The following is a 24,206-nucleotide window of genomic DNA, read 5'->3' on the forward strand; positions in this document are numbered from 1 at the left end:
CGTCGTGAGCGATGCGGGCTCGCAGATGTTCAGGACCGCTCTGGACGAGCTCGGCACTGTGCTGGCGCGCGTCGACGACGGCCGGATCGATGCCGCCTGCGAGATACTTGCAGGAGCACGGCAGATCGTCGTCTATGGCTGCGGCCGCGAGGCCTTGCAGGTCAAGGGCTTCGCCATGCGCCTCCATCATCTGGGCCTCCCGGTGTCGGTGGTCGGCGACATGACCACGCCGCCCGTGGGGCAGGGCGATATCTTCCTGGTCAGTTCCGGGCCTGGAGAAACCGCGACCGTGCTGACCCTGATGCAGGTGGCGCGCCAGGCCGGCGCGACGGTTCTGCTTCTGACCGCTCAGCCGGGCGGCAGTGCAGCGCGCTTGGCTGACTTCACGCTGCTCGTGCCGGCGCAAACCATGGCTGACGACCAGGGTCCGCAAAAAACATCGGTCCTGCCGATGGGATCGGTGTTCGAAGGCGCGCTGTTCCTGCTGTTCGAGGTCATGGTGCTGAAACTCAGGGGTCTGACCGCGGCCTCGCCGGAGGCGATGCGGGCCCGTCACACCAATATGGAGTAGTGCGATGCGCTACGAGTTGATGCTGCCGCACCAGATCCGCAAGGCGATCGCCCAGAACTGGCCGATCGCGCTGCCGCTCGGCGTGCTCGAATACCATGGCGAGCACATGGCGGTCGGCATGGACACGCTGGCGGTCGTCAAGACGCTGGAGCTGTTTGAGAAGGAGCGGGAGATCGTCATCCTGCCGCCCTTCTACTACGGCGCGGCGAGCTACGCCGTGGCGCCGCCGGAGGGCACAGGCTCGGTGCAGGTTGGCGGCAATCAACTGGCGCCCTTCGCGGAGGAACTGTTCTACAGCCTGCTGCGCATCGGTTTTCGCAACATCCACGCCATAATCCACCACCAGACCGAGAATTTCGCCGCCGGCATGCCGACCGATCTCGCCTTCAAGGCCGCCGGACGTCAGGCGATCTTCCGCTTCCTTGAGAAGGAACGAGGTGAAGGCTGGTGGGGCTCCGAGGCGATGGCCGCCTACTATGCCGAGCATGCCGAGGGCAGCAATTTTTTCAACTGGGTGCAGGTGCATCCGCTGATGCCGGCCGAGATGAACGGCAAGTACCCGTTCGATCATGCCGGCATCGGCGAGACCTCGCTGATGCTGGCGCTATGCCCTGAGGCTGTCGATGCCGGCCATTTCGCCGACAATACGAGCTGGTATACGGCCAGCGCTCCGGATGCCTCGGCTGCGCTCGGAGCAGAGGGCGTTGCCATGATCATGAATCACCTGCGCACGATCCTGAGGGGCTAGCGCGGTTCTCCTTCTCCCTTGTGGAGAAGGTAAGGACGGCGCCGCCTATTTCACCGCTCCCGCGGTCATACCCATGATCAGGTAGCGCTCCAGCGCGATGCCGATGACGGCCAAGGGCGCGATTGCCGCCGTGGCAAGCGCTGCCATCGACCACCAGTTGATGCCTTGCGAACCGGTCTGGCTCGCCACCATGACCGGAATTGTCTTGGCGTCGGTCGAGGTCAAAAGGGCGGCGAAGAAATACTCGTTCCAGCACAGCACCATCGCCAGGATGAAAGCCGCGACCATGCCGGGCAGGGCAATCGGCATGACGATGCGAAAGAACGCGCCCCAGATCGACAACCCGTCGACGAGGGCCGCTTCCTCGAGCTCGACCGGGATGGAATTGAACTGGTCGCGCATGATCCAGATGACGATCGGCAGCACCATCAGCGTGTAGAGCAGGATCAGCCCGATGCGCGTGTCGAGCAGTCCGACTTCGCGGTAAAGCACCAGGAACGGCAGTGCGAGCACGACCGGCGGCAGGATGAGCTGCGACAGGAAGAAGAAGGAAATGTCCTCGTTCTTGAACCAGGCGAAGTGATAGCGGTAGCGCGTGAGGCCGTAGGCGGCGAGGCTGCCGATGACGATGGCGAGGCTCGACGCGCCGACCGAAGTGATGACCGAATTCATGAAGCGCTTGAAGAATTCGTCGCGGACGGTCGACGTCTGGAAGATCGAATCCGGCGACAGGCCAAGCGATCGCCAGCCCTTCCAGTCCGGCTGGAAATCGACGAAGGGGATCAGATGCCCCTGGGTCACGTCTACCGCCGACTTGAACGAGGTCGTGATCGTCCAGTAGATCGGAAACAGGCAGATGAAGGCCCAGAACACCAGCGCGCCGTAGATAAAGACGCGGCTGGTGATGAAGCTCGCCGGTGAGCGGATTTCGGAGACGGTATAGTCGGTGGTCTGAACGCTCATGATCCCTGCCGCGCTAGTTCACATTGCGCACGAAGCGGTTGGCGACCTTCAGCAGCCAGGTCACGAACACCACGATGATGACGAGATAGGCCATCGCCAGCATCGTGCCGTAGCCGACATTGGAACGGTCGCGGTACTCGCGGTAGATAAAGCTCGACACGGAATCGGTGGCGCCGCCGGGACCACCCGAGGTGACCGTGATGATGATGTCTGCCAGCTTCAGCTTGAAGATGATGCGCAACACGACCGCGGTCACCGACACCGGCAGCATCAGCGGGAAAGTGACCTGCCAGAAGGTCTGCCAGGCCGTGGCGCCGTCGACCCGCGCGGCCTCCAGCACCTCGCGCGACATCGCCTGCAGGCCGGCAAGCAGCATGATCATCATGAAGGGGATGAAGGTCCAGGCGTCGAGCATCATGATCGAGATGCGGGCGGTGATCGGGTTGGAGAAGAAGGCGGGGTTGTCCCAGCCGAGGTGGCGGGCCAGTGTCGCCGCCGGCCCGAACCGGTACTCCATCAGCGATTTGCCGATCATCCACGAGACCGCGACCGGCGATAGCATCAGCGGCATCAAAAAAACGACGCGGAAGAATTTGCGCGCCCGGATCTGCGCATTGAGCAGCAGCGCCAAGCCGAAGGCGATGACATATTCGACCAGCACCGCCAGCACATAGAGCACCATGTTGAACAGCGCGTTGCGGTAATAGGGATCGCCGAGCATCTGCCAGAAATTGTCGAGCCCGTTGAACTTGCGGCCCGAGAACGAACTCAGGTTCCAGTCCGTCAGCGCGATATAGAAGCCGAACAGGGTCGGGAAGATTACCATGGCGATGGTGAACAGCAGCGCCGGCAGGAGGAACAGCGCACGCTGGCCGTCTTCGCCGCGCGTCAGCACCTGGCCGATGCCGAGCGCCACGCCCCACAGCACATAGGCGTAGACCACGGGCCGCCATGTCTCGAAGCCGATTGTGTCGACCTCGCTCTTGTAGAGGACTTGCACCAGGATCGTTGCCAGAAGGCCGAGCGTCGCGACGGCCATCAGGGCCCAACCAAGGCGTTTGCGGCCGGGCGGGATCAGGTCGTCCGGTACGGAATTTGCCGGCCACGCATTCGTGGTCGAAGTCTGGTCAGCCACGCCTCTTGCCTCATTTGCGCAAATGACCGGCCGAAGCCGGCCGAGATACGGCCCGGCGAACAGGTTCCGCCGGGCCATAACGCCTGCCTACAGACCGAGCGAGGCCTTGTAGAGCTTGATCTGGTTGTCACGGCCGATCTGGTCGGTCAGCTTCTCCCAGGCCGCGGCAATGGCGTCTGCGCCCTCCTGGGCCTTCATCTTGCCGGCGAAGGTGTTTGCCAGAATGTCCTCGGCGGCTGAATAGTATTGAAAGATGCCGGGAATGCGTGGCTCGATCGCCGCGTTCGGGTGGTTGTAGCTGTCCGATTCCGACTTGAGATAGGAGGTGATGAAGGTTTCGTCATAGCCCGCCGCCACCCACTCCGGAATGTCGAAATGCGAGTTGCGGTAGGGCTGGAAGCCCGACGGGTACATCGCCGTCCAGATCGACAGGTCCTTGCCGCCGAGATGGGCGGCAGCGGACCATGCCGCCTTCTTCTTCTTCTCGTCGCTATCGACGCGGGCCATGACGTATACGCCCCAGCCGAGATAGGCGCAGTTCGGCGCATAGTTCGGTCCGCTGGCGAGTTTGTCCCACTGCCCGGTCTTGGAGTTGTAGACATCGTCGGAGCCGGGCAGGATCGAGAAGCCGGTGACGTCGCCCACGACGGAGGAGTCGTTGGTCTTGACGTTCGAGCCGACATCGCCCCACCAGGTGACCATCGAGCCGGTGCCGGCCAGGAACTGCTGGAAGGCGGTGGTGTTCGGATCGGCGTTGATCTGGTCGGCAGGCTCCGAAGGCAGCGCGTCGATCACGTCCTGTATAGCGCGCACCCAGGCCGGATTGTTGATGCGCGGCTTCATCGTGTCGGCGTCGAACAGCCAGGCCTTGTCGTCGGGGTGCTTGGCGTAGGCGGTGGCGCGGCTGCCAAGGAAATAGAAGCCGAATCCGCCCCAGGGTTTCGGCGCGTCGAGATAGCCGTAGACGTCCTGACCCTTGACCTGCTTGCCCTTGAGGAACTTGGTGACCGCCTGGACCTGCTGCCAGGTCTTCGGCACGCCCCATTCACCGCCGCCGCCGCCGTCCTTCCAGGCCTTGGCGAGGTCGGCATCGGAAAACACATCGGTGCGGTAATTGAAATTATGCGCGTCGCCGTCGACGGTCACGCGGTACTGCTTGCCGTTCCAGGTGCCGACAGGCGGCTTCAGATAATTGACGAGGTCGTCGAAATCGATCTGGGTCTTGACCCAGTCGGGCATCTCGGACGTGAGGCCCTTGCCGCAGACGTCGCCCTCGAACGGAGCGCCCATCTCGATGATGTCGAAGTCGACCGTGCCGGTGGCGATCGACTGCTGCAGGCGGGCATTGTAGTCGGCCTGCGCCAGATCGATCCAGTTGATCTTGGCGCCGGTATAGGTTTCCCAGGGCTTCAGGAAGCCGCGGAATAGCACATTGTGCAGGTTCTGGTTGTTGAGACCCATGAAGGTAAGCTCGACGCCGGCGAATTCGCCTTCCTTGACATTGGCCTTGGTCGCCTCGAGGCAGAGCTCGCCGACCTTCTGGAAGTCGGCGTCGGTCGGCTGACCCTTGCCCACGCCGGGGATCTGCAGGATTTTCGAGCGCAGCTCACTGGCAGCGGAGGCCGGGCGCGTGAGGGCGCCGAGCCCGGCGCCGGATGCGGCAGCGATCGCGGCCATCGAGGCCGCGCCCTTCAATATGTCGCGTCGGGTTGCCCCCGCGCGGACCAGCGTTTCGTAGAGACCTGTTTTCATCGATGTTCCTCCCAGAATATCTGTTGTGAATGCGGCCAAATTTCTCAGGCGCTGGAGCGCCAAACGATTCTCCCGGTTCGGAAACGAACGACGCAGGACCCCACCTGCTCGATTGAAGTTCCGTTTTTTTGGTTCGGGCAACCGGTATTCGGACCAGCGCCCGTCACTATTCTCGCAACCAAACGCCGTGTCAACGAGACTGGGTTTTTGTCGGAAAGAGACCGGCTTGCCCTGGCAGGTCGCGTTGGTTAGCTTCTGCGCATACGGCAATGGAGCCGATGGGGGAGATATGGCTCAAGTCGCGATCAGCAAAGTGGCCAAGGCGTTTGGAACCGTCAAGGTTCTGCACGAAGTCAGCGTCGATATATCTGACGGCCAATTCGTGGTGCTGGTCGGTCCTTCGGGTTGCGGCAAGTCCACGCTGCTGAGAATGGTGGCGGGGCTGGAGACCGTCTCCGGCGGCACGATCGCCATCGGCGACCGTGTGGTCAACCACTTGCCGCCGGCCAAGCGCGACATCGCCATGGTGTTCCAGAACTATGCGCTCTATCCGCACAAGACAGTCGAGCAGAACATGGCCTTTGCGCTCAAGCTGCGCAAAACCGATCCGGCCGTGGTTGCCGAGCGGGTCAAGCGCGCCGCCGACATCCTCGACCTCAACCCTTACCTGAAACGCTATCCCCGGCAGCTTTCCGGCGGCCAGCGCCAGCGCGTCGCCATGGGCCGCGCCATCGTGCGCAACCCGCAGGTGTTCCTGTTTGACGAGCCGCTCTCAAATCTCGACGCCAAGCTGCGTGTGCAGATGCGCACCGAGATCAAGGAACTGCACCAGCGGCTGAAGACCACCACCATCTATGTCACGCATGACCAGATCGAAGCCATGACCATGGCCGACAAGATCGTGGTGATGCGCGACGGCCGCATTGAACAGGTCGGCGCACCGCTGGAACTGTTCGACCGGCCTGCCAACCTGTTTGTCGCCGGCTTCATTGGCTCTCCGTCGATGAACCTGCTCAAGGGCGTCGCGCGCAAGGGCGGTGTCGACATCGCCGGCGCTCTGTTCCCGGTCGCGCCCGGCAGCGCCGTGGAGGAAGGGCGCGCCGTCGTCTATGGCGTGCGGCCGGAGCATCTCGAGATCCATGCCGATGGCGTGCCTGCCAAGATTTCGGTGGTCGAGCCGACTGGCTCGGAAACCCTGGTCTTCCTGCGTTTCGGGGACGGCGAGATGGTGGCGCTGTTCCGCGAACGCCACGACTTCAAGCCCGGCGATACGCTCAAGCTCAGGCCGCGGCTCGACCACATCCATCTGTTCGATGCCGAGACCGGCAAGCGTCTCTGATCTCAAACTCATTTCACGAGGAATATCATGCTCAAAGGGATCAATCCGCTCCTCAATGCCGACGTGCTCCAGGCATTGCGGGCGATGGGACACGGCGACGACCTGATTATCGCCGACACCAACTTCCCCTCCGATTCGGTGGCGCGCCAGACGGCGCTCGGGCGGCTGCTGCGCATCGACGCGCCGGCGGCGCAAGTCGTGAAGGCGGTGCTGTCGCTCTACCCGCTGGATACGTTCGTCGACGATTCAGCCGCGCGCATGGAGATCGTCGGCAAGCCGGACGAGATCCCGCCCGTTCAGCAGGAAGTGCAAAAGGAGATCGACGCCGCCGAGGGCAAGCCATGGCCGATGCTGCCGGTCGAGCGCTACGCTTTCTACGAGCGCGCCAAGCAGGCTTACTGCGTCATCCAGACCGGCGAACGCCGTTTCTACGGCTGTTTTGCCTTCCGCAAGGGCGTGGTCCCGCCGGATGCGGAGTAGCGGCATGGTGGCCGGCAAGCCGATCGTCATCCTCGGAGTCTTTGTCGCCGACACGGCCTATCGCGCCGCGCGGCAGCCGCGCATGGGCGAGACGATCCTCGGAACGTCCTTCACCCTCGGTCCCGGCGGCAAGGGTTCGAACCAGGCGGTTGCGGCCGGTAAGCTCGGCGCCGATGCAACCTTCCTCACGCGCCTCGGCGTCGATGCCTTCGCCGACATGGCCAAGCGCACCTGGAAGGACGCTGGCGTGAAGAATGCCGTGATCGACACGCCCGACAGCTATACGGGCGCTGCCTATATTTTCGTCGAGGAGGGCACCGGCAACAACGCCATCATCGTCAGCCCCGGCGCGGCGATGCTGATCTCGCCCGACGACATCGAGGCCAATGCCGCCCTGATTCGTGGTGCCGGCGTCTTCGTGACGCAACTCGAACAGCCCATCGAGGCGGCGCTGCGGGCGTTGGAGATCGCGCGCGGGGCAGGGGTGACGACCATCCTCAACCCGGCTCCGGCGGCCAGGCTCCCCGACCGCATCTATTCGCTCTGCGACTACCTCACGCCCAACGAGACCGAGACGGAGGAGTTGACCGGCATGAAGGTCGCCTCGGTCGATGACGCCCGCGCAGCCGCCGGCAAGCTGCTCGAAAAGGGCGCCGGCGCCGTCATCGTCACGTTGGGAGAGAAAGGCGCATTGCTGCACACGAGGGATCGGTCCGAACATGTCGCCGCCGTCAGCGCCGGCCCGGTGGTCGAGACCACGGGAGCCGGCGATGCCTTCAATGGCGGCCTGGCCGCCGCGCTGTCGCGTGGGGTGGAGCCCCTGCAAGCCGTGCGCTTTGCTTGCGCCGTTGCGGGCATTTCGGTGACGAGGCCAGGCACCGCGCCGTCCATGCCGGACTTGCACGAGGTCGAGGCGCTGCTGGCGAGGGGCTGAGGCGTTTGAATGAAAGGCGCCTGAATGGTGGGCGATGACGGGCTCGAACCGCCGACATCTTCGGTGTAAACAATGTGCGCCCCACTGAACGCCGTGCTTCTCTGGGAAAGGGGCGCTTCGTATCCTACTGTTTCCGGCGTCATGTTCAACTTGTGTTCCGTTTTCGAGGTTCACTGTGCCAAAGAGCACTTCGTAAATCAAACGTCCAACGACGATGCCAGACGGCGCAGATAGCCGGGCGAATACCTGGCATAGGTCTTGAACGTGATCCGGCTGTTTTCGTGGCCGAGGAATTGGGCGATCTCATCCATGGAATGCCCATCTTCAGCCAGCCACACGGCGGCCGAATGGCGCAACATGTGCGGTGATGCGTCCGGGCGCCCCACAGCAGCCCCGGCAGTCTTGATGCCCTTCTTGATCGAAGTCACGGAACCGCCGGCCCATTCGACTACATAGGGCGTCAGCGCGCCTTTCCTGGCTTCTTCCAGAGCGGCAAGAAGGGAATCGTTGATCGGCACTGTCGCGCGGCCCTTGCGCCTCGCCTTGTCGAATGGATTGCGCAACTGGATCATCCGGTTTTTGAAATCCACTCGGTCCCATGTCAGTTGCAGCGCAGCCGCATTCCTTGCCCCGGTTGCTATCATCAGCCTGATTGCCAGTTTGATGTGGGGCGAGTTGGCGGCCTCGATCAGCCGCGACACCTCCGAGCGGGTTAGATAGCCTTCCTTCGGATCCGGCTTCGACGGTCTCTCTATGTGCGGGGCATGTTTGATCAGGCGCGCCCTGTGCGCCCACACCAGGACCGATCGCAGGTGGCCGAGCTCGGTGTGGATCGATCCGTCCTTTTTCCCGGCCTTGCGGCGATGCTCGGTGTAGGCGCGGCAATCGGCGACCGCGACGGCCTCACCTTCGATGCTACCGAAATATGGCTCCAGAGCCTTCCACGTATATCCCATGGTGGTGACCACCGATCGGCCGGCTTTGTCGAGACAATAACTCGCCCATAGATCACCAACGGTCGAGCCCTTCGGCCTGGTTAGCTCCGCGTATCGAGCCGGGGCGCGGCGGGCCGCCTCCTTCGGGTCATCGGTTCCAAGTCGATAACGTCGGCGGATGTCTCCCTCGTGCCATGTGAGGCAATATTCACCCCGCAATCTTGTGATCCGCCAGTCTGACATTCGAACCTCTCCACGTCGGCGCCACGGATGCGCAAGAGCTTTCCTGCCAGCCGGAAGGCGGGAAGCTCACCGGACGCCACCATATTGCGTATGTGTCGCTCGGAACATGCCCAGCGTTCCGCAAGCATGGCGGGTGTGAATACGTTGGGGATAAGATCGGCCGCCTTGCTATGGGAGGGGTGGGTCATGGGCGCTCCTTCGGAATGCTGCGAAGGTAGGCGCCAATTTGGCCCATCGCCGCGTCGCGTTCGCCTTCCCAGAGCCGGCTGTTCTGGATGTCGTCAGCCAACTTTTCGGCCACGGCGGCGATTGCGCGAAGAGCAACGATTATGTCTCTGTTGTCGCGACTCACTGCTCTCCCTCCCCAGCCTGAGATAGGGAACGGGCGGCGACCGCTCTCGGGTCGCGCGGGCCCCATCGGCAGGGTTGGCTTTCGTCGCAACCAACGCAATTTGATTTTGCGTCGGCCAATTCGCCGCATGTAACGCAAATGCCGCGTTCGTCGCGGATTGCTTCCAGCGCTTCCCTCAGCCGAAGGTTATCGGCCTGGATGGAGGCGAGGAGATCGAGAAGGGCGCGGATGTTGTCGGGGGAGCAGCGGGCGATGTGCGCTGCGTTGCGCGTGTGCTTGGCCTTGGAGCGGAAACTGTCATCAAATCCGGCCCATGCGACGACAGGTGCGCGCTCATCGCATTGGACCTCGTTGATGACAGTCATGCCGCTGCGCAGCGGAGCTGTGTAGTGTCGCCATGGCCCTTTGGTTGTTCCGGCAAGTCCCGCCCGCAGCCGCTCTATCAGCTTGTCCGCGCTCATGGCTCGCTCCCGGAAGAGAGGGCAAGACGGAGGATGCGCTTGGTTAGGCGGCTGCAAACCTTGACGAGGCGCTCATCTTCGCTCCAATGCCAGCCCCGATATGTAACGTATCCACCTTCGGATTCCGGGCGCTCTGTTGGGTATTTCCGCTTGATGAGCGCGCGCGCTTCGGCGCCCGCCGCCGCCCGCCGCGTGAAATAGTAGCGTTTGGCGGTTGGCGCCAGATAGACAACACGCTGAACTGCTGTCAGCCTCATGCCTTCTCTCCTTGCTTGGGAGAAGCGAGGGCAAGCCACTTCTCGCCATAGACGTGCACAACCTTGGTGCCAATCTGCTGGAGAACGACGCCCCGCTTGCCTTCACGGGTGGTGTAGGAGCCGATGACGGAGCCTTCGAATCCATCATGCTCAATGTGATACACTTCGGATAGGCCGACCTTCACCGCCAGTTCTCCAGCAGCGGGGGTGGAAAACAGCGGCATCTGGAATTGCCCGCATGGTGTCTTGCGCAGCGGTATGTAGACGCCGCCCTCATCGCCGGGTCGATCCTCAAAGCCCATCAGTTGCCCGGCGCTTGCATACGCCACCGGCGTCGCCGCCCCGGTGTTCTTCCTAGCTAGAGAGGCGCGGAGGGCCTTCACAGCCTTCTCCAGTGCGCTGAGGTCTTTGGATGAGACAGACGTAGCGCCGCTGCCACCGTAGGCTTCGCTGAGCGAAAGCACGTCGAAAGCATCACAGACGGCCTCCGGCTCCGCTCCATCCAGACAGGGGGAGAGGGCGCGAAGAATTGCGGCGCTGTTCTCTACCGTGAAATCGGCAATGAGGTTCCAAGCTTCAGCCTTTGTGGATTCTCCGGCATCATCGTCCTGGTATTCGCCAATGAGGCGCTTCAGTTCTTCCGCCGGCGTCTCTCCAACCCTGGTCATGGCTTGGCTCCGGCGCGGGAGATGGCGGCAAACGCGGCTTGCATCTCGTCGGCCAAGTCGCTGTGCGGTAGATCCTTTTCGACCAATGCGGCGGGATCGAACTTTGCAACGATGGCTTGGAGAGCGGCCAGCATATCAGGCGCGGCGGCTATCAGGCGGGCGTTGGCTTGCGCCTCGTCGTCATGATCGCCCAATAGGTCGTCCAGCGTGGCGATGCACCACTCGCCGCTACGCTTCCACGCTGGCTTGCCGATGATAACCAGTCCTTCGTAGCCGGCATCGATGCGCCATGGTCCCGGCGTATGCTTCGCTTCACTCATGACTGCTCCAATCTCTGAAATAGGTTTCGACGGGGAGGCAGGGGCTTCGGGGCCGGTTTCTCGGCCTTCGGCGGGCTGGCGATCTTCGCCTTGATCCTGGTCTTCATGCCCAGGTTCTTGGCCTCGCGGCGCTTGGCCTCGGCAATGTTGGCGACGTCGACCTTGGTCTTGGGCGCATGGCAGCATTCGACGCCAAGGCATTTCCCGTCTGCGGCGGTGAGCTTGCTCTTCTTGTCGAGGAACAGCGCGTCAGGATCCGTGTGGTCGACGTGATAGGGCTTCTTGCCCAGCACCAAGCCGCAGCCTTCACAGACGATCTCGCCGGTGGGCAGCATGGCGCGGCGCACGATCTGCGCGTAGACATCCTTGGGGAACTCGCGGCGGGCCATCAGCGTCCGCTCTCATGATGTGGGATCACTTGAAGATCCACATCAACGCCAAGTGCGCCGCGAAGGGCCTCAGAGGCAACGGCGAGGTCGACAGAGTAGCCGCCGTTCGGGCCAGCCTGGACACCAATGCTCGCCCTCAAACTTGGCGTCTGCCAAAGGCTGCGCGGTAGGTTCGCCTGGACGAACATGGCGCGCTCGGCCCGGCCAAGACTTGGCGATGTACGAGCCAATCGAACGGCGCCAGCTTCCTCGAACACAAGCCAAAAGCCGTAGATGACTTCTGTACTGGTGACACGGCTGTTTCTCGGTGCCATCAGCGAGCCTCCGGCTTCACCGCGGCGACGTGCCGGCCGACTGCCTTGACCCGGATCCTGCGCTTGGCCACGACATCGCGGCGAAGCTGTTCCGTCATCTGCTGGCGCTTGCGGTGGTCGGAGAGGTCAGAGAGGTGCTGAGGTGTTTTCATGCTGCCTGCTCCCGCTGGACGCCGAGCAGATCGTCAACATAGTCAAGGACAGCTTGCTTGCTCTTCTGGAACGTCTTGGCGTCCATGGCGCGGCGCGATTGGCTCCAGGCTGTGAACTGGATCAGCACATTGCCGTTGATCGAAATCACGGTATCGGGCTCGCGGGAGCGGAGATGCTTGTACCAGCGCTCGGCTTCGGCCCGGCTGGCGCAAGGAACGGTCGTGCTGTCGCAGAAGCCGCCGGCAATCAGGCCGTGCTTGTGCATCTGGTCTTCGTTCAAGAACCGAGCCGCAATATGCTCAGGAAGGGACAGCCATGCCTCATGCAGCCACGCGAATTGGTGCTTGTGGCTGACCCATGAGCGATCTTCCTGAACTTCGCAGCGGTACCGCTCGCCGACCACAAACTCGGCATTCGCCAGGTTATGGAAGCGCGATAGCGGGCGCATTGCCTCGCCGTCCCATTCGAAAATGATGTTGATGCTGTCGCGGCTCATGGTCGTTCCTTTGAGAATGTGCCGGCGCGGTAAGGGAACACAGCCGCGCCGGACCGCTGGAGGTCAGCCAGCTAAGACGTTTTGAACCAGCGGATTGTTCAGGGTTTCAGAGCGGCGGCCGTAGTGCCGAACGCGATCGACAACGCCGGCAAGTTCAGCGTTGAACTGGTCGACCGCATTTGAAATCTCGGCAATGTACCCTTCGTCGCGGAAAGCACGCTTGATGAAGACGGGCATGCCGGGCCAATAGACGACGATATCGATCCACTCACGCTCGGCGACCCAGAGGGCGCCCTGGCATTGCGCCTTATGTTCGGGCGGGAAGTCTCCGCGCTCCCAACATTCTATAACCAGGTCAGGCAGCTTGGTCTTGATTTCCAGCATGCCGTTCGTGCCAACAAGCGAATCCGGCGAACACCCCTTTTGGCCGTTTCGGATGAACCCGACCTGTTCGGGAAGCGTGTCGGTCGCGAACGCGTAAAGCTCGCGCGCCTCCGGCTCCATTTCATGACCGCGATCCATATGGGCGTTGGTGAAGCCTTCCATGGGCTTGCCGGTGATGACTTCGCCGGCAAGCTGGCGCATGTATTTCGCGCGGGTCTTGCTGTCACCGCCGCCGCGGCCCGATGCCATGACGGTGGCGAACATGCTGGCAGTCGGGATGCCGGCGCGGGCGAGGTGCCATTCCTCGGTGTTCTGGGCGCAGTTGATGATGGTGATCATTTCGCCGATCCCTTCACGCTGATCTTGGTTTCGAGCCGCTGCTTTTCCCGCGCGAAGAAACGGGCCTTGAGGTGGGTCAAGGCGTCGATCTCCAGCCACTTGCAGTAGTCAGGGACGTTCCAGCCGAGCTCGTCGATCAGGTTCTGCAGCTCGTCCCGCTGCTGATTGGTGATCGTCGCGTCGTCATCGCCCCGGTTACCGTCTCGATCATCGCCGGTGCTGATGTTGAACAGCATGCAGAGTAGGTAGCGCCGGCCGTAGGTCGCGGTGCTCCCGAATGCCTGGGTGCCGGTCTTGTTGACCTTACCCTGCGATCCCGCGGCGTCGACGGGTATGCCGGCGTCACCGTTCCTGACATGCCCGTCCTCGTGAGAGATTTCCCAAAGGATGCGCAGTTCGCCAAGTTCGTTGTAGCCGTCAGGCTGGAAGGAGACCGCGAAGCCATGCTTATGGATGATCGGCATGGCCTGCTGTTCGATTGCGGCGAGGTCGGCATAGGTCGACTTGGTGTGGTCGTTCTTCTGGTTCTTGGTGACGACCGGCAATTCGGCCTGGCACTTCGACATGGCCGCGAAAAACGCCTTCTTTGCCAGACGGTCGGCAGCTTCGAGCGCGCGGTCTTCCATGCGCTCCTTCATCGCCAGCATTTCCTTGAGGCGTTCGATCGGGACCGTCGGGTCCATGGCGACGCGTTCGATGGCGGCAACCATGCGATCGTCGGGCGATGGTGCGAGATGGGTATCGTCCGTGCGGACGTCGAGAGACGTGCTCATGCAACCTTCCTTTCGTAAGACGGCAGGTTTTCCGCTGCCCATTGGTCGTAGAGGGTGAGCCAGCGGCGACGCGCCATGCGCAGGTCGTCGGCGGGCGGGCCGTAGCCGGCATCCTTGTTGTGCTGTGCTTCCTGGATGAGTGCTGCGAGCGCTGTCAGTTGTTCATGGAGCGGCTTGCCGTCGACGACCGCGTCGACGTGCTCGGAGAAGAATGCGGGCGCAGTCATGGGAGCACCAGATCGAGCCGACCGGCCGCGACACACGTTGTGCAAAGCATGATGCTGGCGATCCAAGGATGCGCGACCAGCCAATTGCATGCGTGGGTGAGGGCAGTGCCCATCAGCAAACCTCCCCTGAACGGTCTTCACCATCGAAGAAGGCGAGGCGGACGGCCGGCGCCGCGCTTTCGCGCGGGCGGCGCCCTCCAATCAGGCCGACCAGCTTGTCGAGCCGTTCGCTCGGAAGCTTGAGAACGAAGGTGCCAAAATCGCTGTTGAACCGGCGCCAGTCCGACCCGCCATTGGCGCCGGGATTGATCACGCCGGCCTGCTCGAGGTCGGACTGGTCGAGATTGTGGATGATGACGAAGACTTCGCGGAAGCTGATCGGGGTCATCACAGCGCCTCGTCCGTTTCGGGGTCGACTTCGAGCAAATCGAGGTCTTCGGCAGGAATGCCGCGTTTCAACTGGTTGAGGGTGAGTTCGCCGACGCGGTAGTACCGGCCGCCAGCGGCAACTGTGTATTCCGGGCCGAGCAGCCCGCCGAATATCTTGGTGACGATGCGGAAGTCGGCGCTTTCGGCGATCACCTTGCGTAGGGCGGCGTTCATGCCGACACCGAAAACTTGGCGCGCATTGCGGATTGAGCGGCTGCGCAGGCTTCGATATCGCCAGCAAGCAAAGCAGCTATGATTGGGGCTGCTGCTGCACGACGGGCTTCAATCTCGGCGCGGAACTGCGCAAGCGTAACGGTGCGCTTGGTCCCGTCGAGCGTGATTTCGTAGGTGGTGGCGTTCATTGCCGTTCCTCATCTGGTGTTGATGAGGAATTTAAGCCACACTGAAAAATCAGTCAAGCTGAAAAATCAGTGGGACTGAAACTGTAGCTCGTTGATGAGTGGGCCGCCCGAATCGCGCACAGCAAAAAGCCCGCCGGAGCGGGCTTCCTGATTGCTGAGACTTGAGAGTTTATCTGCCGGGCAGGGGGCGAGGCGGCGCGAACGCGTTGATTGCTGTGATGGCCTTCGGAGCCGAGATGTGCCCCTGAGCCACTTTCGTGTTGAGGTATTGCGGCATATGCGTCGGCAGGTACTCCTTGCGGACCCAGCTGCGGAACTCCGGCAACGCATCGTCGGGATAGCAATAGGCCGGCTGCGGGTTCGAAGGAGCCTGGGGAAAATAAGTCGGATAGTTGTGCTCGTACTGACGGCGCTCGCCGTAGAGCACTTCAAGATTGTGCTTCTTCCAATGGGCCGCCCACCGCTGCCCGACACTGATGTCAGGCACGAAATGCGGGCCGAGATCCGCGCCGGAGCGGATCAACGTCACTAGGATGTCGGCGATTTCCTTGAAGATTGAAAAGAACCCGGCCGGGACGGCATGGTAGGCGACGGTGACGCGGTCGTGGAATTGCTGCCAAGCAATGCTCGGCGAGCCTGCGGGGTTATACCCAACCTGGGCAAAGATGAAGTCGTTAAAGCCCTTTCGGGCCAAGGTGCGGTAGCTGCGCGAGGCCTGGTCGTTATCGCCGCGTGCCTCGAAAGCATAATACTCAACTACAGCCATGCAGACGGCCGCCGGCACGGCGTGATGAACCACGCCGTTCTTGATAAAGCCGAAAAAGGCGACTGTGTCATCGCCTCCCGCCGCGCGGATCAGTTCGCGGATTTTCTGTTCGCGTGGCTTGAGCGGAGTGTCATCCCATGCGGCGGTCATTCTGACTATCGACGCCATGTCGATGCCGCACATCCTTGCAAGGCCGCGGATCGTCAAAAAGGGAGTGCCATCGGTAAGCACTCCCATTCCAACGCCGTCTATTTCCCGCTCTGCGGCAACCTCGAGATCAAGGCGCAGCTGCCGAGGGGTGGTGACCAAATCGCTGCTATCTGTCATTTTATCTAGCCCTTTCAACATGTTGAGGTGATGTCGAACTAGGCTGGACAAATTCTCCCTGATACCTAAATTCAGGGATGCGTAGAACGGTCCAGCCTAGCTGTTGATCGCTCACGAAAAGCCGCTTTCCTTGGCCGGGGGCGGCTTTTTGCTGCAATCAGCACTAATGTAGCTGAAACCCCCAAATTTCTCCAGTCTGACGCGGTTCAATCCGATGCATTCTGATGCACACGGGCACCGCTGGCGTGTCCGGCTCGTCAAGCGAAGCCTGTCAGGAATCTGCACTATCCGAAATCACTCCTGAAGGTACTTGTCAGGAGCCTCGTCACGCGGACACCGCGAGCTCCCGTTGACTCTGCGTCATAGGAAGCCTTTCCTATCCTCCTAACCATAAGCCAAGGAGGCGAAAATTGAGTGCTATGTACGTCGTCCAGTCTTTCATCGCAGGCAAGCGCGGCAAGCTCCATGCCGACAGTCCGATCCAGGCTAACAGCACCAGCCATGCCCGCAGTCTGGCTCAGCGCCTGGCCATCAGGAAGGCGCTGGTAGTGGCCTTCCAGCGTGAAGGCGATCCCAAAACCGGCGAGTGGGAAGACGCAAAGCTGATCGACGCATTCGGCGCGGTGCCGGACGAAGTTCGCGAGATGGAGAGGGTGTGACCCGATGGCCATCAGGCATCGGATCAAGCCGCGCTATAAAACGCGGAACGAGCAGATCGTTGCGGATTTACGGAATTCCGCCGGCGCCGGCCCGCCGATGGATTCTTACATCGTCATAAAACGAAAGGCTGCTGAAATATCAACAGCGATGGCCCTTCTGCACGGCGGCGAATGGCAAGTGCAAATTGACCACACGATACCGCTAGTGCTCATCCGCCCCGTTTAGACAGCGCAAGCTGGATGACGCCGAAGGCCACATCGATATCCTTGCTGGTGAGGCCTTCAATCCGAGCGAGCATAGATAATATCTGCGCATCACCGCGGATCACGTGGGGTGGCGTTGCATCGATAGGCAGCAACAATTCGGCGGGGGTGCAGCCCAAGGCCTCAGCAATTGCGGAAAGAGACTTATCGGTGAAGCCGTTTTTCTCGGCCTCGAGGTTGTGAATCGTAGTTGTGCTCATGCCGGCTCTGGCGGCCAACTCCTCTTGGCCCCATCCGCGCGCAACGCGTCGCTCTTTCACCGATGTTCGAACCGCAAGCCCTGGGATCGTTTTCTGCATGGCTAATGATCGCTGGCCATGAAGCGCCATTCCATAAAGCCCCACTGAAAAATCAGCTTGACTGAAAATTCAGTGGGGCTTAAATAGGCGACATGGAAAAGCTCAAAGCATACCTGGCAGAAGAGCGCGGACGGGCAACAAAGCTCGCTCTCGCGATAGGCGTATCCCCGTCTGCGATATCGATGTGGGACCAAGTCCCCGCGGATCGAGTAGGGGCCGTTTCCAAGGCGACAGGTATTCCTCCTCACGAGTTGCGATCTGATTTGGCTGACATTTTCGGCGCTGCGCCGGAGCGCGCGGCATGACCGACACCACCGAAACCAGCCAGACAGTTGCCGCGGGCCAGCTGCGCGCCTTCGTCGATCGCATTCTGCGCTTGAAGGAAGAGCAGGACGCGATCGGCGACGACGTCAAGGAAGTCTATGCCGAATTGAAGGGCTGCGGTTTCGACCGCACCGCCGTCGGGGCCTTGGTGACCGAGCTTCGCAAGAAGGCCAAGACTGGCATCCAGGAATTCGAGGAGCGCAACAGCATCCTCGACCTGTATCGCCTCGCTTACGAGGATGCTTGCAAGCCACAGGCGCATGCCCGTGCGCGCACACGAGAAAACATTAAAGAATTTCCGGCCGGCAAGCGCGCCGACGGTGGCACCAAGATCGCGATGAAGCATGAAAACATCGCGACCGACCTTCCGCCGCACGACGCCGAAACCGGCGAGATCATCGAACAGAATTCGTCCGATCTGACCTCCTCCCCAGAAACGACGGATACGGCCGGGGCGGAACCTCCTCCCTCCGCTCCGGCCACCAATTCCAGCTCTGTTGCAGTGCCCGCACCCCAAGCCCAACCTGCAACAAAGGAGGCCGGCGTCGATCCCCTTGCGGCGCCGGCCAATCATTCTGAGATACCTGACCGCGCTACTCCAGGGGATGCCGGCCATCCCAGCAAACCAAGCCCGGAAGTCGCCCGTGCAAAAAACGACGATCCTCATCAGATCGTTGTCGGTCAGGGTGCCATAGGCCAGGGCAATTCCGGGCGAGCCGTCACCATTTCCGATGCCGATGTCCCGGCATTCCTCAAAAAGGCACCATCGCCAGCACTCAATCCCGATTGCCAGAAGCCGCAGTCCTGCCGGTGGTCGCATAGCCAAGCTTCCTGCGCGAAATGCGCCAATGACGCCGCCATAGCTCGGCAGCGGGGGAGGGCAGCATGAGCGCCATCTGGACCCATGACGGAACAGTCATCGTGTTCGACCCGGAAATCGGCACTGTCTCGGCAGCCAGCGAAGCCGCCGCGCGCCGTGAGGTCGAACGCCGCAAGATCATGAAGCGGGAGCGGCGCGCGTGATCTCCTCAACCCAATCCGCTGCCGCAACTGTCCTCTCTGTCGGCATCGGCAGACTGCGGACGGCGATCGAGGCTACCCGAACCCAAAAGCCTCTCGCCGTCCGCATTTTCAGCCGGGGACAACGGCTGATCCTGAATTTGTTCCGGCCCTTGAAGGCGTCCGGAAGCCCTTCGTTTCGCTCGCTCGTCCATGACGCCAATCAACCGACGCGCGGCTTCTTCCATGGTCTCAAGTTCTCGCCAATCCCTTCTGTTGCTGCTGCTCATGAAAGCAACATAGCAAAGGGTTCATGTCATGGGCGACAAGTCGCGTGTAAAGGGTAACAAGATGTCTGTGATCGAAATCAACGATCCGATGTTTGCAGGCAGAAGCGCCAAGAGAATGGCGACGGACCTGCTGGGGAAATACCACCGTGGTCCCGGCGATAACATAGAAACGGCAGCATATCGCATCCAATCGGAATGCGGAGTGGATGCCGACGTGATCTTACAGGGGTGGAATAGACCGGCGCGGGGGATGCTCACTCATAGATGGCTTCCCCTGTTCCAAGCCTGGGTTGCGGCCGGGTTCGCCAAGGCTGACGCAGCATACGACGAGGAAAGGGCGCGCCATGAAGATAGTTCGGCGCTGGTTAGGCTGGCTGATCTTGTGGCTGGCAAGAAAGCTGAAAGGTGAACGATGAACGCAATGACCAAGAGCCTTGCCGAAGCGGTCGAAGCCGACCTTGCTAACGTCTTCCCGCTCAAGCTCGCGCCTCGGCCCAACGCTGAAAAGCTGGCCGATCTCCACCGCAGGGAAGCGGCCGCCTGTTTGCAGCGCGTCGCGGAGGCCAAGCGCGCGCTGAAGGCTGATCTCGCTGCATTCGCCGCCGCTCGGAAGGCCGAGAAGGCTCGGCATGAAGCCGAAATGACCGCCTTGGCTGAAGGAGAGGCTTTCGCTCGGCAACGCACAGCCGAGGCCATATCCGACGACGAAAAGCTCACGGCCTACAACCGCGCCGCGCTCGACGCTCTCGCCTGAAAATCTCAATCAAGGGGTCAATGAAGATGGACGTGCAGTCCCCCGATATTTTCGACCGCATGGCTAGGCTTGTCGAGGAAGACAAGACCGAATTTCTCGCGGCGATCAAAGAGCACAACGTTTGGAATGATGTCCGCAAAATGGCGATCGATGACGCGATCGACCTCCAGGAGGTTGTCGCCAAAGATGATCACGACGACGCGATCGCCAATCTCGAAAAGGAGATCGCGCAAGCGCCCGACTTAACCGACGACGCCGACCGTCTGCATGATGCGATTTGTGAGGGTCGCAGGCAGGATGCAGTCGATATCCTGAATGACATCACCAACGGCCGGCTTCGCTCCGTTCGCGAGCAGCGCAACCTCTTTCCCGATCGGGTGCCGGCATGAAATTCACTGCCGAACGAGAAACAATCCTCGCCGCGCTGACCTTCGTCGGCAAATACGCGGCATCCGACAACAAGATCCCGATCATCGCCGATGTGTTGATCAAGGCGAAGGGTAGCCAGGTCTATTTCGTCGCGACCGATCTCGAGCAAGCCGCCGCGGATTCGTGCCCTGCCGAAGTGCAGGAGCCCGGTGTGCTTTGCCTGCCGGCCTCGCTGCTCCTCAAGGCAATCAAGAGTTCGTCGGGCGAGGTCAGCCTCTCAGCTGACGATCGGCAGGCGACCGTCACCATCGGCAAGTCCAAGTTCAAGATGCCGGTCCTGCCAGCGGCCGACTTCCCTGAAATGCCGATGCTCACCAAGGACGGTGACTGTGCGTTTGCGGTCGACGGCGCCGTCTTGACCAGGATCGGCAAGGCCGTCGCGTTCTCGGCCGAACAGCCCAATGGCCGCTATTTCCTCATCGGCGTGTCATGGCGTGTCCATGAAGGTCAGCTGGAGTTCTGCGCGACCGATGGCAAGAAACTGTCGCTGATGTCGGTCGATGCACCGCATGCGGCCGCGGCGATGCCATCTGTCATCGTTCCCATCATCGACACGCCGTCGTGGTCTGGTCCGGTCAATGTGGATGCGTCCGAGGCCTTCGTGCGCTTCCAGTCCGGGAACCAGACCCTGGCATCGAAACTGATCGAAGGCACCTATCCTGACTATCATCGCCTGATCCCGAAGAACTCCACTTCGATCATTCTTGACCGGCAGGAGCTGTTGGCCTCGCTGGGGCGCGTTGCGCTCGTCGCGGATGCCAAGGAACATTCGATCCTGTTCGTCGGCAGGGACGGGAAGGTCACGCTGTCATCCGTGACCGCGACCGGCGAGGCAGTCGATGAGATCGCTTATCACGGGGACGATTTCCAGATTGCCGTCGTCCACCACGTCGCCGTTCCGATCCTGTCCAGCTTCGACTGCGAGACAATCGAGCTCCGGTACGCGGACCACCAGACCGGCATCACGATCCACGATCCGAACGATGCTTCCAGGGTCACGTTTGCGATGCCATATCGTGATAGCCGTCTCGCCGAATTCGTGCCTGCCTACAAGGAGGCAGCGGAGTGACTGTCGCCGCATATTCCGATTTTCTGGCAAGCAAGGTGCGCAAGGTTTCGGATCGGGGCTTGGCCTCGACACCGGACCTTTCCGAGCATCTGTTCCCGTTTCAACGATCATGCGTCGAGCATCACCTCCGCGTCGGATCCGCGGGGTGCTTCCTCGATACGGGGCTCGGCAAGACTGAGGTCCAGCTTGAGTTCTGCCAGCGCGCCATGGAGGCGACCAACCTCACGCCGATCATCTGGACGCCGTTGGCCGTCGCCGGCCAGACCAAGCGCCGCGCCGAAAAGTGGGGCTATGAGGCCCGCGTCGTCCGCGATCAAACCGAGGTCAAGCCCGGCCTAATCAACATCTGCAATTACGACCGCCGCGAGCAGGTAGACGCCAGTTCGTTCGGCATCGTCTCCTGCGATGAAGCTTCGATCCTCAAGAGCTTTTCCGGTGTCACCAGGCGAGACCTGACCGAAGCGCACCGTGATGCCCGGTTCAAGCTCGTGGCCTCCGCCACGCCGGCGCCGAACGATCATATGGAGTTCGGATCCTACGCCGAGTTCTGCTCTGTCATGGCCTACAACGAAATGCTATCGCGGTTTTTCATTAACGATACCTCGACCGCTTCACAACAATGGCGTCTCAAAGGCCATGCGGAGCGCCCATTCTGGGACTGGATGGCATCTTGGGCAAGAATGGCGGAGCGTCCGTCAGACCTCGGTGACGACGCCAGCGATGCGCGCTACCAACTGCCGGGATTTGAGATTGTCCGGCATGCCGCCGGCGGCCAGGCCATCAAGGCAGGCGATGGCGATATGTTCGGCGCCTCCTCGCTCTCGGCCACCGGCCTGCACGAGGTCAAGCGCCACACATGCGAGGCGCGCGCGGAGGTGATCGCCGCCGCCGTGGCCTCCGAGTTGGACGAGCCGTGGGTGATCTGGTGCGACACGAACTACGAGGCCGATGCGCTCATTGCGGCATTGCCTGATGCCGTCGAGGTTCGCGGCACGCAATCGATCGAGGAAAAAGAGGAAAAGCTTGAAGGGTTTGCCTCCAAGCAGTTCAAGCATTTGATCGCCAAGCCATCCATGTGCTTCGGCCTGGATTGGCCGTTCTGCGCCCGCATGGCTTTTGCTGGTCGGTCCTACTCCTACGAGACCTGGTATCAGGCGGTGCGCCGGTGCTTGCGGTTCGGTCAGGAGCGCATGCTCATGGTCCACCTGGCGATCGCCGAAGGCGAGATGGCGACCGGCAGCGTCATATCCCGGAAATCCGACGACCATTCGAAGATGAAAACCGCCATGCGCGCCGCGATGCGCCGGGCGCAGGAACAGTCGTGGGCCGTCAAAACGGCCTACCAGCCCAACCATATTGCGAGGCTCGCCCCATGGATATCCGCTGCTTGAATTCGAATGAAGGCGCCAACTGGCAGGCGATCCAAGGAGATTGCGTCGATGTCCTGATGCAGATGCCAAACGAAAGCATCGACTTCAGCGTCTACTCGCCGCCGTTCGGTTCGCTGTTCGTTTATTCGGAATCGGCCGCCGACATGGGCAACTCGACCGATGACGAATTCGCGCAACACTATGCCTGGCTAGTTCGAGAGAAGTTGCGCGTCACCAAGCCGGGCCGCTTGACGGCCGTTCATTGTTCGGACCTTCCGATGACCAAATGGAAGGACGGTGCCATCGGGATCAAGGATTTTTCCGGCCAGATTATTCAGATTCATGAGGATGCCGGGTGGCTCTACCACGGCCGACGCACCATACGGAAATCCCCGGTCACGGAGATGACGCGCACCAAGCACATAGGCCTGCTCTACAAGCAGTTGCAGAAGGACAGTTCGAAGTCGCGCGGCGGCATGCCCGACTATCTCCTAACCTTCATCAAGCCCGGTGAAAACGCCGATCCGATCAAGCACACGCCGGAAGATTTCCCGCTCTCCCAGTGGCAGGAGTGGGCAGAGCCGGTCTGGATGACGATCAACCAGTCCAACGTCCTGAACGTCGCCATGGCGCGAGAGGGAGCCGACGAGCGTCACCTTTGCCCTTTGCAGCTCGACGTCATAGAGCGCGCCCTGGTCATGTGGAGCAACCCCGGCGACGTCGTGCTGTCGCCATTCATGGGCATTGGTTCCGAAGGCGTTATGTCGCTTCGCCTGGGCCGTAAGTTCATCGGCACCGAAACCAAGGAAAGCTACTGGCGCCAGGCCTGTCGGTATCTCGATTCCGAGGACCGCCAGTCCGACATGATCGCGAGCGCGGTGGCATGACTGGCTACGCTCAATCCGAAATCGATCAAATTGCCGTCTGGCTCAGGCAAGGCGATTCGGCGTCTCAGGTAGCGAGCAAACTATCATCGGTCAGTGGTCGATCGGTTTCACGCAACTCGATCATCGGCATCGTTCACCGCAACAAGGCGCTTGCTGCAGTTGGCTTCAGCCGGGGCAACCCATCGCCAGGCTCGGGACAGGGCAGCATCTACACGGCCGCTGAAATCGAACTGGTTGCGAAAGGACTCCAGGCCAAGAAAAACTATGCGCAGATCGCCCGCCAGTTAGCCGGCAAGAGCGGTAGGGCAATATCGCGCTTCGGCGTGAAAAGCCTTGTGCTGCGCACACCTGAATTGAAGGAAATCGGCTTCCAAGGGAAGAAGGGGAGGCCGTCCGCCAAAGGCAAGGTTTCGCCGGGCCAATTGCCGGGCAAGCTCTTCCTGGCTGTCACGTCGGACCTAGATCGGGAGCCCACAGCCTTTGACTACCTGACGCGCCCCTCGACGCGCGTGGTCGGGGCTCAGGCGCACTTCGTTGCCATGCGCTTCATCGATTGCCTGTTCGATCGTTGCCGCGCTCCGCTGAGCTCCGATCTGGAGGAGAAACCCGGTCCCGACATGTTGTGCTGCGGTGTCCGCGTAGAAGCCGGAAAGTCGTATTGCGCCTATCACGATGCCCGGCTGACGAGCCGCGAGCACCACTTCCTGGCGGAGGCAGCATGATCTCCGACGAATCTGAGGGCAGC

At 61.5% G+C, this 24,206-nt stretch carries 38 protein-coding genes; 16 read left to right on the forward strand and 22 right to left on the reverse strand.

Annotation, left to right across the window (positions count from 1 at the left end; translation table 11 throughout):
• The first annotated feature begins 25 nt into the window (after nt 1-25).
• On the forward strand, nt 26-571 hold the full coding sequence (locus tag ACIU1A_RS08965) for an SIS domain-containing protein (protein WP_140656290.1): 546 nt from the start codon (nt 26-28) through the stop codon (nt 569-571).
• Nucleotides 572-575: 4 nt separating this feature from the next.
• Nucleotides 576-1,319 carry a creatininase family protein gene (locus ACIU1A_RS08970; RefSeq protein ID WP_404927107.1) on the forward strand — a complete coding sequence of 248 codons (744 nt, stop codon included), beginning with the start codon at nt 576-578 and terminating at the stop codon, nt 1,317-1,319.
• 45 nt (nt 1,320-1,364) lie between these two features.
• Here ACIU1A_RS08970 and ACIU1A_RS08975 read toward each other — a convergent pair whose 3' ends face one another.
• From ACIU1A_RS08975 to ACIU1A_RS08985, 3 genes are all read right to left on the reverse strand, one after another.
• On the reverse strand, nt 1,365-2,282 hold the full coding sequence (locus tag ACIU1A_RS08975) for a carbohydrate ABC transporter permease (RefSeq protein ID WP_140515758.1): 918 nt from the start codon (nt 2,280-2,282) through the stop codon (nt 1,365-1,367).
• A gap of 13 nt (nt 2,283-2,295) precedes the next feature.
• Nucleotides 2,296-3,417 (reverse strand): carbohydrate ABC transporter permease, encoded by a 1,122-nt coding sequence (locus tag ACIU1A_RS08980; RefSeq protein WP_404927108.1) that lies wholly within the window; start codon nt 3,415-3,417, stop codon nt 2,296-2,298.
• Between the two features lie 87 nt (nt 3,418-3,504).
• Nucleotides 3,505-5,169, reverse strand: coding sequence for an ABC transporter substrate-binding protein (locus tag ACIU1A_RS08985; protein WP_404927109.1), 1,665 nt, complete (start codon nt 5,167-5,169; stop codon nt 3,505-3,507).
• Between the two features lie 289 nt (nt 5,170-5,458).
• Here ACIU1A_RS08985 and ACIU1A_RS08990 point away from each other — a divergent pair, with 289 nt between their 5' ends.
• The 3 genes from ACIU1A_RS08990 to rbsK are packed head-to-tail and all read left to right on the forward strand — an operon-like array spanning nt 5,459 to nt 7,922.
• Nucleotides 5,459-6,508 (forward strand): ABC transporter ATP-binding protein, encoded by a 1,050-nt coding sequence (locus ACIU1A_RS08990; protein WP_140685728.1) that lies wholly within the window; start codon nt 5,459-5,461, stop codon nt 6,506-6,508.
• 27 nt (nt 6,509-6,535) lie between these two features.
• Nucleotides 6,536-6,988, forward strand: a complete 453-nt coding sequence (locus tag ACIU1A_RS08995) for an RbsD/FucU family protein (protein ID WP_140515764.1) — start codon at nt 6,536-6,538, stop codon at nt 6,986-6,988.
• Nucleotides 6,989-6,992: 4 nt separating this feature from the next.
• Nucleotides 6,993-7,922 carry a ribokinase gene (gene rbsK, locus ACIU1A_RS09000; RefSeq protein WP_404927110.1) on the forward strand — a complete coding sequence of 310 codons (930 nt, stop codon included), beginning with the start codon at nt 6,993-6,995 and terminating at the stop codon, nt 7,920-7,922.
• 197 nt (nt 7,923-8,119) lie between these two features.
• Here the strand turns inward: rbsK and ACIU1A_RS09005 are convergent, their stop codons facing one another.
• The 17 genes from ACIU1A_RS09005 to ACIU1A_RS09085 all read right to left on the reverse strand — a co-directional run bounded on the left by ACIU1A_RS09005 (nt 8,120) and on the right by ACIU1A_RS09085 (nt 16,117).
• Nucleotides 8,120-8,878, reverse strand: a complete 759-nt coding sequence (locus ACIU1A_RS09005; RefSeq protein WP_404927111.1) for a tyrosine-type recombinase/integrase — start codon at nt 8,876-8,878, stop codon at nt 8,120-8,122.
• A gap of 80 nt (nt 8,879-8,958) precedes the next feature.
• On the reverse strand, nt 8,959-9,288 hold the full coding sequence (locus ACIU1A_RS09010; protein WP_404927112.1) for a helix-turn-helix domain-containing protein: 330 nt from the start codon (nt 9,286-9,288) through the stop codon (nt 8,959-8,961).
• Between the two features lie 160 nt (nt 9,289-9,448).
• Nucleotides 9,449-9,913: a hypothetical protein gene (locus tag ACIU1A_RS09015; protein WP_404927113.1), complete on the reverse strand. Its 465-nt coding sequence runs from the start codon at nt 9,911-9,913 to the stop codon at nt 9,449-9,451.
• On the reverse strand, nt 9,910-10,170 hold the full coding sequence (locus ACIU1A_RS09020) for a hypothetical protein (protein ID WP_404927114.1): 261 nt from the start codon (nt 10,168-10,170) through the stop codon (nt 9,910-9,912). The genes ACIU1A_RS09015 and ACIU1A_RS09020 overlap by 4 nt, the downstream gene beginning before the upstream one ends.
• Nucleotides 10,167-10,838: a hypothetical protein gene (locus ACIU1A_RS09025; protein ID WP_404927115.1), complete on the reverse strand. Its 672-nt coding sequence runs from the start codon at nt 10,836-10,838 to the stop codon at nt 10,167-10,169. The genes ACIU1A_RS09020 and ACIU1A_RS09025 overlap by 4 nt, the downstream gene beginning before the upstream one ends.
• Nucleotides 10,835-11,158, reverse strand: coding sequence for a hypothetical protein (locus tag ACIU1A_RS09030; RefSeq protein WP_404927116.1), 324 nt, complete (start codon nt 11,156-11,158; stop codon nt 10,835-10,837). The genes ACIU1A_RS09025 and ACIU1A_RS09030 overlap by 4 nt, the downstream gene beginning before the upstream one ends.
• Complete coding sequence (locus ACIU1A_RS09035) at nt 11,155-11,547, reverse strand: hypothetical protein (protein ID WP_404927117.1); 393 nt, start codon at nt 11,545-11,547, stop codon at nt 11,155-11,157. The genes ACIU1A_RS09030 and ACIU1A_RS09035 overlap by 4 nt, the downstream gene beginning before the upstream one ends.
• Complete coding sequence (locus ACIU1A_RS09040; protein ID WP_404927118.1) at nt 11,547-11,861, reverse strand: hypothetical protein; 315 nt, start codon at nt 11,859-11,861, stop codon at nt 11,547-11,549. The genes ACIU1A_RS09035 and ACIU1A_RS09040 overlap by 1 nt, the downstream gene beginning before the upstream one ends.
• Complete coding sequence (locus ACIU1A_RS09045; protein WP_404927119.1) at nt 11,861-12,013, reverse strand: hypothetical protein; 153 nt, start codon at nt 12,011-12,013, stop codon at nt 11,861-11,863. The genes ACIU1A_RS09040 and ACIU1A_RS09045 overlap by 1 nt, the downstream gene beginning before the upstream one ends.
• Nucleotides 12,010-12,510 carry a hypothetical protein gene (locus tag ACIU1A_RS09050; protein ID WP_404927120.1) on the reverse strand — a complete coding sequence of 167 codons (501 nt, stop codon included), beginning with the start codon at nt 12,508-12,510 and terminating at the stop codon, nt 12,010-12,012. The genes ACIU1A_RS09045 and ACIU1A_RS09050 overlap by 4 nt, the downstream gene beginning before the upstream one ends.
• A gap of 63 nt (nt 12,511-12,573) precedes the next feature.
• The gene (locus ACIU1A_RS09055; RefSeq protein ID WP_404927121.1) at nt 12,574-13,233 is read right to left on the reverse strand and encodes a lambda exonuclease family protein; all 660 of its coding nucleotides are present in this window, start codon (nt 13,231-13,233) and stop codon (nt 12,574-12,576) included.
• Entirely contained in the window at nt 13,230-14,006 is a 777-nt protein-coding gene (locus tag ACIU1A_RS09060) for an ERF family protein (RefSeq protein WP_404927122.1), read from the reverse strand. Before ACIU1A_RS09060 ends, ACIU1A_RS09055 begins: the two co-directional genes overlap by 4 nt.
• Nucleotides 14,003-14,233, reverse strand: coding sequence for a hypothetical protein (locus ACIU1A_RS09065; protein ID WP_404927123.1), 231 nt, complete (start codon nt 14,231-14,233; stop codon nt 14,003-14,005). The genes ACIU1A_RS09060 and ACIU1A_RS09065 overlap by 4 nt, the downstream gene beginning before the upstream one ends.
• 112 nt (nt 14,234-14,345) lie before the next feature.
• Nucleotides 14,346-14,621 carry a hypothetical protein gene (locus ACIU1A_RS09070; protein WP_404927124.1) on the reverse strand — a complete coding sequence of 92 codons (276 nt, stop codon included), beginning with the start codon at nt 14,619-14,621 and terminating at the stop codon, nt 14,346-14,348.
• The gene (locus ACIU1A_RS09075; protein ID WP_140568142.1) at nt 14,621-14,836 is read right to left on the reverse strand and encodes a hypothetical protein; all 216 of its coding nucleotides are present in this window, start codon (nt 14,834-14,836) and stop codon (nt 14,621-14,623) included. The genes ACIU1A_RS09070 and ACIU1A_RS09075 overlap by 1 nt, the downstream gene beginning before the upstream one ends.
• Nucleotides 14,833-15,024 carry a hypothetical protein gene (locus ACIU1A_RS09080; protein WP_140568141.1) on the reverse strand — a complete coding sequence of 64 codons (192 nt, stop codon included), beginning with the start codon at nt 15,022-15,024 and terminating at the stop codon, nt 14,833-14,835. The genes ACIU1A_RS09075 and ACIU1A_RS09080 overlap by 4 nt, the downstream gene beginning before the upstream one ends.
• A gap of 169 nt (nt 15,025-15,193) precedes the next feature.
• Complete coding sequence (locus ACIU1A_RS09085) at nt 15,194-16,117, reverse strand: hypothetical protein (protein ID WP_140568140.1); 924 nt, start codon at nt 16,115-16,117, stop codon at nt 15,194-15,196.
• Between the two features lie 419 nt (nt 16,118-16,536).
• Here ACIU1A_RS09085 and ACIU1A_RS09090 point away from each other — a divergent pair, with 419 nt between their 5' ends.
• Both ACIU1A_RS09090 and ACIU1A_RS09095 read left to right on the forward strand, forming a co-directional pair.
• Entirely contained in the window at nt 16,537-16,776 is a 240-nt protein-coding gene (locus ACIU1A_RS09090; protein ID WP_404927890.1) for a hypothetical protein, read from the forward strand.
• Between the two features lie 4 nt (nt 16,777-16,780).
• Nucleotides 16,781-17,002 (forward strand): hypothetical protein, encoded by a 222-nt coding sequence (locus ACIU1A_RS09095; RefSeq protein WP_140568139.1) that lies wholly within the window; start codon nt 16,781-16,783, stop codon nt 17,000-17,002.
• Here ACIU1A_RS09095 and ACIU1A_RS09100 read toward each other — a convergent pair.
• Nucleotides 16,986-17,339 (reverse strand): helix-turn-helix domain-containing protein, encoded by a 354-nt coding sequence (locus tag ACIU1A_RS09100; RefSeq protein ID WP_404927125.1) that lies wholly within the window; start codon nt 17,337-17,339, stop codon nt 16,986-16,988. The genes ACIU1A_RS09095 and ACIU1A_RS09100 overlap by 17 nt on opposite strands.
• Before the next feature lie 301 nt (nt 17,340-17,640).
• Between ACIU1A_RS09100 and ACIU1A_RS09105 the strand changes: the two genes are divergently transcribed.
• Complete coding sequence (locus ACIU1A_RS09105; RefSeq protein WP_404927126.1) at nt 17,641-18,552, forward strand: GapR family DNA-binding domain-containing protein; 912 nt, start codon at nt 17,641-17,643, stop codon at nt 18,550-18,552.
• Nucleotides 18,549-18,686 carry a hypothetical protein gene (locus tag ACIU1A_RS09110; protein ID WP_404927127.1) on the forward strand — a complete coding sequence of 46 codons (138 nt, stop codon included), beginning with the start codon at nt 18,549-18,551 and terminating at the stop codon, nt 18,684-18,686. Before ACIU1A_RS09105 ends, ACIU1A_RS09110 begins: the two co-directional genes overlap by 4 nt.
• A gap of 5 nt (nt 18,687-18,691) precedes the next feature.
• Here the strand turns inward: ACIU1A_RS09110 and ACIU1A_RS09115 are convergent, their stop codons facing one another.
• A complete protein-coding gene (locus tag ACIU1A_RS09115) occupies nt 18,692-18,910 on the reverse strand; it encodes a hypothetical protein (protein WP_404927128.1) in 219 nt (72 codons plus the stop codon).
• A gap of 70 nt (nt 18,911-18,980) precedes the next feature.
• Here ACIU1A_RS09115 and ACIU1A_RS09120 point away from each other — a divergent pair, with 70 nt between their 5' ends.
• From ACIU1A_RS09120 to ACIU1A_RS09150, 7 genes are read left to right on the forward strand one after another with little or no spacing between them, the layout of a single operon-like run.
• Nucleotides 18,981-19,361 (forward strand): hypothetical protein, encoded by a 381-nt coding sequence (locus tag ACIU1A_RS09120; RefSeq protein ID WP_140518127.1) that lies wholly within the window; start codon nt 18,981-18,983, stop codon nt 19,359-19,361.
• A 3-nt stretch (nt 19,362-19,364) separates the two neighbouring features.
• Nucleotides 19,365-19,706 carry a hypothetical protein gene (locus tag ACIU1A_RS09125; protein ID WP_404927129.1) on the forward strand — a complete coding sequence of 114 codons (342 nt, stop codon included), beginning with the start codon at nt 19,365-19,367 and terminating at the stop codon, nt 19,704-19,706.
• Nucleotides 19,707-19,726: 20 nt separating this feature from the next.
• Complete coding sequence (locus ACIU1A_RS09130) at nt 19,727-20,095, forward strand: hypothetical protein (protein WP_404927130.1); 369 nt, start codon at nt 19,727-19,729, stop codon at nt 20,093-20,095.
• Nucleotides 20,092-21,204, forward strand: a complete 1,113-nt coding sequence (gene dnaN / locus ACIU1A_RS09135) for a DNA polymerase III subunit beta (protein WP_404927131.1) — start codon at nt 20,092-20,094, stop codon at nt 21,202-21,204. Before ACIU1A_RS09130 ends, dnaN begins: the two co-directional genes overlap by 4 nt.
• Nucleotides 21,201-22,595: a helicase gene (locus tag ACIU1A_RS09140; RefSeq protein ID WP_404927132.1), complete on the forward strand. Its 1,395-nt coding sequence runs from the start codon at nt 21,201-21,203 to the stop codon at nt 22,593-22,595. Before dnaN ends, ACIU1A_RS09140 begins: the two co-directional genes overlap by 4 nt.
• A complete protein-coding gene (locus ACIU1A_RS09145; protein WP_404927133.1) occupies nt 22,592-23,461 on the forward strand; it encodes a DNA-methyltransferase in 870 nt (289 codons plus the stop codon). Before ACIU1A_RS09140 ends, ACIU1A_RS09145 begins: the two co-directional genes overlap by 4 nt.
• Nucleotides 23,458-24,183 (forward strand): hypothetical protein, encoded by a 726-nt coding sequence (locus ACIU1A_RS09150; protein WP_404927134.1) that lies wholly within the window; start codon nt 23,458-23,460, stop codon nt 24,181-24,183. Before ACIU1A_RS09145 ends, ACIU1A_RS09150 begins: the two co-directional genes overlap by 4 nt.
• Nucleotides 24,184-24,206 lie beyond the last annotated feature (23 nt).

It is taken from the genome of Mesorhizobium maamorense (assembly GCF_044998965.1).
In the GTDB taxonomy this organism is placed as follows: Bacteria; Pseudomonadota; Alphaproteobacteria; order Rhizobiales; family Rhizobiaceae; genus Mesorhizobium.